A 9,463-nucleotide genomic window follows, 5' to 3' on the forward strand; every position below is an offset into this window, starting at 1 on the left:
CTGCTCTCTCTTTCCATTCATCTTGGTCGCACCAAGACCAGCGGCGCCGACAACGACGAAGTGGTCTACCTCAGCGGTCGACCGGTTGATGCCCTGAATGCGTGGCTAAGGGCTGCGAAAATCGACAAGGGCAGTGTATTCAGGGCAATCGATCGCTGGGGCAATGTCTCGCGTCGGCCGTTGGACCCAAAGGCGATCAATGACATCCTCAAACAACGGGCGGAACTTGCAGGGCTCGATCCGGCGGAGTTTTCCGCCCATGGTCTGCGCTCAGGCTATCTGACAGAGGCGGCAAATCGTGGCATTCCTCTTCCCGAAGCGATGGAGCAGTCACGTCACCGATCCGTCCAGCAAGCTTCGCAGTATTACAATCACGCTCAGCGCCGCAGCGGCCGAGCATCGCGCCTGCTCGACCAAGAGCGGTAAATGCTTTGATTGCAAATGCGTTCTGACGGTACCGGACCGCGTCCGACCGCCGCAGTCTCTGCAGCTTATGGAAACTTCTTTCCGGTCAACATCGCTACAAGCTGGTGCCGATTTCGAACGCCACTTTGGTACAGGTTGATCAGTAGCTTCGCATCTTTTTCCGCCTGAGGCGGGGTACTAGCCTCTCCGCGAAGCTCACAGACACGAGTCAACACATCGTGGAGGACGGATAAGTCGTCGGGGCGCAGCGGTGAATTCAGCTTATCGGCAATATCGTGAATCATGCGTCGAGAGTTAGGAGTGCCCTGTCAATTGGCAATAGTGTTTTGACGGATCGGCATATCAGTCCCATCAAAAGTTAGAGATACGCCATGCGCAATTAACGGCAGCAAGCTACGGCTGCAGCCATTTTGCACAAACGACGCTACGAACCATCTCATGGACAACAGGCCGGTGAGCGAATTTCCGCATATCCGGCGAGCTTCGAAAACATGACCCGGGCATGCTCCAGCCTATCGGAAATCGTTTCGACTGGTTCGGCAACGACAAGCGCTGTTGTTGATAAGTCTAGCTTGTACCCGTCAACCAGAACCAGCACGGCCGGTTCAGGAAGTGGGACTTGTAACAACGAGATCAGCGCACCAATTTCCAGGTGGCTAACGGTTGAAAACGAAGCGCTTTGCGGCACCTCCGACCACAGCACGTTCAACAGCCAGGCTAAAGTGCTGGGAAACAGACGGCGGCGACCCAAACGGCCTTTTGCGATAAGAAGAGTCAAGCTGGTGGCATCAAAAGTCGCGTCGTCTTCCCCTGTCATGAGATAGGCGAATTTTTCCAGCGCCGGCAGACACTCTACGACATCAGCTTCGATGGCCATAGCTTTCCACAAATGCTCAGGACTGGCAGCACAACGATGGGCTGCCCTGTTTGTCTTAGCCAATCCGGGAACCAGTTGGGCGATCCCGCGTTTTGCCCGCGGAAAGTGTGCTGTGTCAACCGGACGCGATGACATGGAGAATATGAGGGTTTTTCCGGTTTCACCTTATAGCCAACGAACTGGCAGGCGAGCTCCTACCTCATCCAGCGCACTTTCTTTTTGGGCGTTTCGAGAGGCGAAATGACAATACCCGTGAAGTATCGATCACAGTCGAGCATACGCTACTCGGTGGAGGAATTTAGGGTCAAATATAATTTGCCCGCGGACGAAGCCGCGCGGTTGCATACGAAATTCGGACCGTCAGCGCCGGAACTAGACGCAATCATGCGAGCGAAAAGTTTGCGGGGTCAGATCGGTATGGATGATAGAGGGAACCTATGCACCCACTCACGGTGAGCAGCAGGAGATGACCAATCCAGGACCGAGCGGTGCCCAACGGCATTGTCACCTTCTGTTCCGTTCCATCGCATTCAAAAACGGCTACAATTTTCGGAACTTATTTGACGCCACTGCGTTAAGTGGCGCCGCGCTACGCGGTGTTAATCGGCGGGCGTAATGGACTTCACACTACCAGATCCTCAACAAGACGTCTTCGTCGGCAATAGCGAAATGGCGCTCATGATGCGCCAACAGGACTGGTCACAAACGCCCCTTGGGCCGCCCAATGAATGGCCGCAGGGTTTAAAGGTCGCGCTTCGTCTTCTCCTGACGTCAAAATTCGAGATGTGGCTTGGGTGGGGCCCGGAGATGACGTTCTTCTATAATGATGCCTATCGGCCGACACTCGGAAACAAGCACCCTCACGCGCTCGGAATGCCTACTCAGGTCCTCTGGGCGGAAATCTGGGACGATATCAAGGATCGCTTGTCCACGGTGTACGAGACTGGACAGGCAACTTGGGACCGCGCCTTACTGCTCCTCTTGGAACGAGATGGGTATCGCGAAGAGACTTATCACACATTTTCCTACAGCCCTCTGCTGGGAGATGACGGCAGGGTCGACGGCGTATTCTGCGCCGTGACGGAAGAAACCGAGCGCATTGTCAGTGAACGGCGCATGGGGACGATGCGAGCGTTGGCTTCCGGGTTGGCCGCTGCAGATGCGAAGGCTGAGGTGCTTGCTGCTTCGCACGCCGCGCTGGGCGGCAATCTCAAGGATCTCCCCTTTAGTGCTCTTTACCTTTTCGACAATCATGGCACTGCCCATCGGCAGTGGGTCTGCGGGGCGAACAGCAGTCATCCACTGCTACCGGCAACCATCACAAGCTCCGACCCCTTCTGGAATCTACAGAGTATCGAGGACAGCCAAGCGCTCAGTCTGAGGGATCTGGCTGGGCTGAAAGACATCCCGACTGGGTACTGGCAACGGGAGCCAAGGCAGGCAGCGGCGATAACTCTGAGGGGCCAAGGATCAGGAGGACCCAAGGGTGTTCTGATTGCCGGGCTCAATCCTCACCGATCGTGTGCGGAAGAGTATCTCGACTTCCTAAAGCTCATCGCGGCCCAAATCAGTTCACGCCTCGCAAGTGCTGAAGCGTTCGAGACTGAGAAACAGCGCGCTGCAACACTCATCGAAGCTGGCGCGTTGCGAGACAGAGCGGCAGCAGTCCTGGAACAGCTCAACCGACAACTGTCCTCTGAAGTGGAAAAACGAACTGCAGAGAGCGCGCGATTGCGGACGCTGTTCCAGCAAGCGCCAAGTTTCATGTGCATCCTAAACGGGCCTGATCACGTCTTCGACCTTGTGAACGATGCCTACCGCCAGCTCGTCGGGCACCGGCACCTGGAAGGCTTGCCGGTGAAAGAAGCACTCCCGGAAGTCGCAGGGCAAGGTTTCCTCGAACTCCTCGATGGCGTGTACGTTACGGGGAAGCCATATGTGGGTACGAACGTGCAAGTTCAGCTGCAGCGCGAAGGCGCCAGCGAGGCGGAGGAACGGTACCTCAATTTTGTGTACCAACCTATCATCGACGACAGCGGATCGGTCACTGGCATCTTCGTCGACGGCTTTGACGTAACCCATCAGAAGCGTGCTGAAGAGCAGCTACGTGCACTTAACCAAATGCTGGAGATCAGGGTGCAGGAGCGCACTCATGAACTTCAAAAAGCATACCAACGACTGGAAGAAGAAACGCACGAGCGAGAGGCCGCCCAGATTGCTCTGCGCCAGGCTCAAAAGATGGAAGCTCTCGGCAACTTGACTGGCGGAGTGGCGCACGATTTCAACAACCTGTTACAAGTTGTCGGCGGCAACCTTCAACTCCTGGCCAAAGATGTCGAAGGTGATGAGAAAGCTTCGAAACGACTGCGGAACGCGCTGTCTGGCGTTGCCCGGGGGGCAAAGCTTGCCTCACAGCTGTTAGCTTTCGGAAGACGCCAGCCCCTTGAACCGAAAATTGTGAACGTACGCAGACTGATCCACAACATGGATGATATGCTTCGACGAGCACTGGGCGAAGAAATTGAATTAGAAAGCATTGTTTCGGGCGGTTTGTGGAACGCGCTCATAGATCCAAACCAGCTGGAAAACGCGATACTAAACTTGGCGATAAACGCGCGTGATGCAATGGGCGGACGCGGGCGGTTGACCATCGAAGCTTCCAACTCGGTTCTCGATGATGATTACGCTCGGCTCAACGATGATGTGGTTGCAGGAAACTACGTCATGGTGGCCGTAACCGATACCGGCGCTGGAATCCCTCCAGACTTGCTAGAACAGGTGCTCGAACCGTTTTTCACAACCAAGTCCGATGGAAAAGGCAGTGGTCTTGGGTTGTCGATGGTTTACGGCTTTCTCAAACAATCTGGCGGACATCTCAAAATCTATAGTGAGGTCGGTCACGGCACAACAATGAGGCTCTATATGCCCCGGACAACACAGGTTGAAGACGACCTAACAGATTTGAGCGCGTATCCGATCAAGGGTGGCGATGAGACAATACTCGTCGCGGAGGATGACGACGGTGTCCGCGAAACCTCGGTCGCTCTGTTGACTGATCTCGGCTATCGCGTGTTGAAGGCACAGGATGCGCAGTCCGCGTTCGCTATCATCAGTAGCGGGGTCCATATCGACATGCTGTTCACTGACGTGGTCATGCCAGGTCCTATGCGCAGCACGGAACTCGTAGCCCAAACCAAATCACTTTTCCCTCACATGGCCATACTCTACACATCAGGCTACACCGAAAATTCAATCGTTCACGGCGGCAAGCTCGACCCTGGCGTGGAGTTGCTGTCGAAGCCATACACGCGAGAGGCGTTGGCGCGGAAAGTTCGCCATGTGCTCAACAACACACAGCAGCAACGACTTGCCGCCGAGCATCTGTCGCGTAGCCATGCTGGCGGCTCAGCGCCAGGCGAAAAGCCAACCGACCCCAAAAGAATCGTCCAGCGCCAACCATTAGGAGTCTTGATCGTCGAAGACGAACCGCTCATTCTGATGGCAACGGTGGATATGGTCGAAGAATTGGGACACTCCGTTGACGAAGCAAACTCCGCTGAACAGGCCCTTCAGCTGCTTGAACGGAAACAGGTAGACGTCCTATTGACTGATGTGGGGCTTCCCGGGATGCAAGGGACAGAACTGGCCCGCGTGGTTCGTAGTAGATGGCCTGGAGTCAAAATCATCTTTGCCAGCGGGGATAGCGCTGCCCGAGCCTCCTCTGGAATTACTGATGCTCTACAGTTGCCGAAACCGTTTTCGCTTGACGAACTTGATGCGTGTCTGAAGCATGCCTTGGACTAGATCCGCCTATTGCTGAGCGCACAGTCTTCAATCGACATCGTTGTGCTACGGATACTTTCTGGCCATAACTAGCGAATTAACTGGCAAGCAGTGCTTCGATCCCCGCCTTCCGATTGGACAGAACATTGACTGATACCGCTGAACAAGTTTTTGCCGAAAGCAATTTTGCGGCGATTGTGGCGCACTGCGAAGATGCAATCATCAGTGTGTCGCTCACCGGTTTTGTGACGAGCTGGAATTTTGGAGCGACCAAGCTGTTCGGCTATACATCAGACGAAATGATCGGAAAGCACATTAGCCAGATCATTCCATCTGAACGCCATTCGGAAGAGGATGAAATCCTCGCCCGTATTACCCGCGCTGAGCGAGTAAGCCACTTTGAGACACAGCGCGTACGCAAGGACGGCGAAGTCCTGGAGATTTCGCTGGCCGTTTCCCCGATCAAAGACCAGAACGGGACAGTGATCGGTGCTTCAAAGATTGCACGTGATATTACCGCGCGCAAACGGGTCGATGCCGCAAGGCAGAAGCTTGCCGAGTGCTCGAGGCTCGTCGGCCGTCAATTTCTAGATGCCGTAGTAGAAGCCCTCGCCGAAGCGTTGGGGGTTCGTTGGGTGATGCTGTGCGACCTCCATCCATCAGATCCGGCGCGGGCTCGAGTGTTGTCCGGATGGAGCGATGGGCAACGCCAGACATATTACGAATATGATTTACGTGACACGCCGTGTGCGAACGTCCTGGGTGAAGATCTGTGTTTCTATCCGGCAGACGTTGCTGGCATATTCCCACACGATACACTGCTGTCAGACATGGGCGTCCAGAGCTATCTCGGTGTTTCATTGCGAGGCACGGATGGCCGGAGCATTGGCCTGCTGGCAGTTCTCAACGACCGTCCGCTCGATCTGTCACGCCAACCAGAGGAAACGCTCCAGCTATTCGCCGGCAGGGCGGCTGCAGAGTTACAGCGGCTGACCTCGTCCTCAGCCAACGAAAGGCTCGGTCGGATCGTTGAGGATGCGGCGAGCGAAATCTTCGTTTTTGACGCCCATACGCTGAAGTTTGTCCTGGTCAATCGGGGCGCGCGTGAAAATCTCGGCTACTCTATGGAAGAGTTGAGCCACTTGACCCCGATCGATATCAAACCACGCGTCACGTCCGAGGAATTCGAACGGCTGATAGCACCGCTTCGCACGGGCGAAAAGCTCGTCCAGCATTTTGATACCGTTCACCAGCGCAGAGATGGTTCGGAGTACAACGTTGCTGTGGCGCTTCAGCTTCTGCACGATCAGGCGCGACCCGTCTTTTTCGCAGCCATTGAGGATACAACAGAGCGTGACGCAGCGCTTCGCGCACTGGAACACGTTTCGCAACGTCTCGATACTGTTCTCAACAACACCATGATGGCCGTGTTCCTGATGGATCATCGCCAAGAGTGCGTCTACATGAATCCCGCCGCAGAACGGCTGACAGGATACACCTTTGAAGAGACACAAGGGCGGCCCCTCCACGATGTCATTCATCACACCTATCCGGATGGCCGGCCCTTCCCTTTGCACGAGTGTGCGATTGATCGGGCATTTCCGGAAGAGAACCAGGTGCAAGGTGAGGAGATGTTCATCCGTAAGGATGGCAGCTTCTATCCCGTAGGGTTCACCGCAAGCCCTATCCGCGACAACAGTGGGAAAGCAGTCGGAACGGTTATCGAAGCGCGGGAGATATCTGCTGAAATCGAGGCGCGGGCAGCGCTAGAGAACTTCAACGCTGCTCTACAGAAACGCGTTGATGAAGCGGTGGCGGAGCGGGAAGCCATTGAAAGTCAATTGCGCCAGGCGCAGAAGATGGAGGCAGTTGGTAAACTGACTGGTGGGATTGCCCACGACTTCAACAACCTCCTCCAAGTCATCGGTGGAAATCTTCAGCTGCTAACGCGTGATGTGGCAGGAAACATTCGCGCCGAGCAGCGTGTGCAGAACGCGATTTCTGGGGTTTCGCGGGGAGCAAAGCTTGCCGCACAGCTGCTAGCATTCGGGCGCAGGCAGCCTTTGGCACCGAAAGTCGTCAACTTGGGCCGACTAGTACGGGGCATGGATGATCTCCTTCGGCGCGCTTTGGGAGAGGGTGTCGAAGTCGAAACCATGATCGCTGGCGGCCTCTGGAACGCGTTGGTTGACGAAACACAGGTTGAGAACGCAATCCTCAATCTGGCAATCAACGCCCGCGATGCGATGAGCGGACATGGTAAACTCACGATTGAGGCAGGCAACGCATATCTGGATGACCGTTACACGCGTCAGTATCCGGACGTGGAGCCCGGACAATATGTAATGATAGCGGTGACCGACACGGGCACTGGCATCCCGCAGGACATCATAGATCAGGTGTTCGAACCCTTTTTCACCACCAAGCCGCCGGGACAAGGTACCGGTCTTGGCCTCAGCATGGTCTACGGTTTGGTGAAGCAATCGAACGGGCACATCAAGGTCTATAGCGAGCTAGGGGAAGGCACAACATTCCGGATCTATCTGCCGCGGATAAGGCAGCAGGAGGCCGTAGTTTCGGCGGACTGGACCGGTCCCGCTCGCGGCGGCAACGAAACCATTCTTGTGGTCGAAGATGACGATGATGTGCGCACAACTGTTGTCGAATTGCTGAGTGACCTCGGTTACAAAGTTCTGCGTGCAAGAGATGCTGCCAGCGGCTTGGCGATCATCGAGAGTGGAATGCCGATCGACCTTTTGTTCACTGACGTCGTCATGCCGGGTCCGTTGAAAAGCCACGAGATGGCCAAAAGGGCTCAAGCGCGGCTTCCCGGATTACCGGTTCTGTACACCTCAGGATACACGGAGAACTCTATCGTTCATGGTGGCCGGCTCGACGAACATGTGGAGCTGCTGAGCAAGCCTTACACGCGAGAAGACCTCGCCCACCGAGTACGTGCATGCCTTGACCGTGCGAGCGGTCAAAGTCCACGAGCAGTGTCCCCGCACAAGGGCCCTGGAGCAGCGACTTGCCAGCTGAACGTGCTCGTGGTGGAAGACGAACCGCTCATTCGGATGTCGGCGATCGACATGGTGAGCGATTTGGGCCATGTCGTGTACGAGGCGGGTGACGCAAATGAGGCACTAAAAGTTCTGCAGGATCATCCAATCAATGTGGTGATCACTGATATTGGACTACCCGGTGTATCCGGCACGTCCCTGGTTGTTGAGGTGCAATCGCGGTGGCCGGCAATTAAAATTATCATCGCTTCTGGTCTGGTAAGTCCTGATCCTGCGGACCGGTCTCGATTGGCATCTGATGTGCTTTGGCTCGACAAACCGTATACATCTAATGACCTTAAACGAGTATTGGGCTGATATGCAATTGTGGTCACCTGATACTGTCTTTACGAAACCATGGTCTCACAGCAAGTAGTCGGCCTTCTCAATTCGTCACTTGAGCGGAAGGATTTATATTAGCGGTCGTCCCTCCGCCGGAGCCTCTCCAACGCCAAGCGTTGAAGCGCTATACTCACCTCAGAGAAATTCAGTGGTCACGACCAAAACACTCGACGATCTCTTCCCCGCTATTTTGAGGGACATTGCCACGTTGTTTGGCCTTGGTCGCGGGTCGGCAAGGCGTATACATTTAGGCAATGTAATGTAGGCGCCGCATCCCCCCATTGGCTTGCGTGGATTTTGTGGTTTCCTGCGGATGCGAGAAGGTTTCCTGCTTTGTCTGAAGATTGGCATAGCGAAGAAGGATTTCGTCAATCGCCAGTAGGTTGTCGACCTGCGCCGCGTAAACCGACGTCGACCAGTTTATATCAAGGTTCAGGTGGCGCGTTGTAGCAAACCAGCTTTCAAGTTGGTGGCGACAAACGGCCAAGAGATTCTGGTCTTCCTGTCGAGTTTCTGTCGGGTCTTTATGAAAGCGGTGGTGCCGAGCGAGCGTGTGTGCCTTTGGCGATTATAGCGGAGCCATGAAAATAGCCGCCGCGCACGACTTAGGACTGGCGACATTATTTTGCTGTCATCCCGCGCAAACCCGATGCCCTGCGCAATGGCGCACCCTTTCCGGAATTACCGACGGCCTTCAAGCAGTTGCGAGATCAGATGCTTCGCCGCTCCGGCGGTGATTGTGAAATGGCTGATATCTTTGCTCTCGTTCTTCATCACGACGAGCAAGGCCTCGTCCGGACTGTGGAGCTGACACCGGATGCGGGCGTGGCGACCAAGACGCACGTGTTTAACCTACTGTACCGCGTGGTCGACAGCTAGACTGCGTATTCCGATGAAGCCGGCCATTGATTCCGAAACGAAGCCGGCCACCCATTCCGATTTCATTCCGGCCAGCATTCCGATTTGAAGCCGGCCA

4 protein-coding genes and 1 pseudogene are annotated in these 9,463 nt (G+C 55.3%); 4 read left to right on the forward strand and 1 reads right to left on the reverse strand.

Annotated elements, in window-relative coordinates; genetic code table 11:
- Window positions 1-426: tyrosine-type recombinase/integrase (locus CRO48_RS31005; protein ID WP_176526962.1), on the forward strand; the 426-nt coding region annotated here is incomplete at its 5' end.
- A 436-nt stretch (window positions 427-862) separates the two neighbouring features.
- Here CRO48_RS31005 and CRO48_RS31010 read toward each other — a convergent pair.
- Window positions 863-1,303 (reverse strand): hypothetical protein, encoded by a 441-nt coding sequence (locus tag CRO48_RS31010; RefSeq protein ID WP_097143487.1) that lies wholly within the window; start codon window positions 1,301-1,303, stop codon window positions 863-865.
- A 669-nt stretch (window positions 1,304-1,972) separates the two neighbouring features.
- Between CRO48_RS31010 and CRO48_RS31015 the strand changes: the two genes are divergently transcribed.
- The 3 genes and pseudogenes from CRO48_RS31015 to CRO48_RS33195 all read left to right on the forward strand — a co-directional run.
- Window positions 1,973-5,107, forward strand: coding sequence for a response regulator (locus CRO48_RS31015; RefSeq protein WP_097143490.1), 3,135 nt, complete (start codon window positions 1,973-1,975; stop codon window positions 5,105-5,107).
- 125 nt (window positions 5,108-5,232) lie between these two features.
- Window positions 5,233-8,463 carry a PAS domain S-box protein gene (locus CRO48_RS31020; protein ID WP_141402164.1) on the forward strand — a complete coding sequence of 1,077 codons (3,231 nt, stop codon included), beginning with the start codon at window positions 5,233-5,235 and terminating at the stop codon, window positions 8,461-8,463.
- A 633-nt stretch (window positions 8,464-9,096) separates the two neighbouring features.
- A pseudogene (locus tag CRO48_RS33195) lies at window positions 9,097-9,360 on the forward strand (IS21 family transposase); the annotation flags it as partial.
- Between the last annotated feature and the right edge of the window lie 103 nt (window positions 9,361-9,463).

It is taken from the genome of Rhizobium subbaraonis (genome assembly GCF_900220975.1).
In the GTDB taxonomy this organism is placed as follows: Bacteria; Pseudomonadota; Alphaproteobacteria; order Rhizobiales; family Rhizobiaceae; genus Mycoplana; species Mycoplana subbaraonis.

Excerpts from the sequence above, each read along its gene's own strand:
- CRO48_RS31010 (WP_097143487.1), bottom strand. The coding sequence starts at position 1,303 with ATGGCCATCGAAGCTGATGTCGTAGAGTGTCTGCCGGCGCTGGAAAAA.
- CRO48_RS31015 (WP_097143490.1), top strand. The coding sequence starts at position 1,973 with ATGGCGCTCATGATGCGCCAACAGGACTGGTCACAAACGCCCCTTGGG.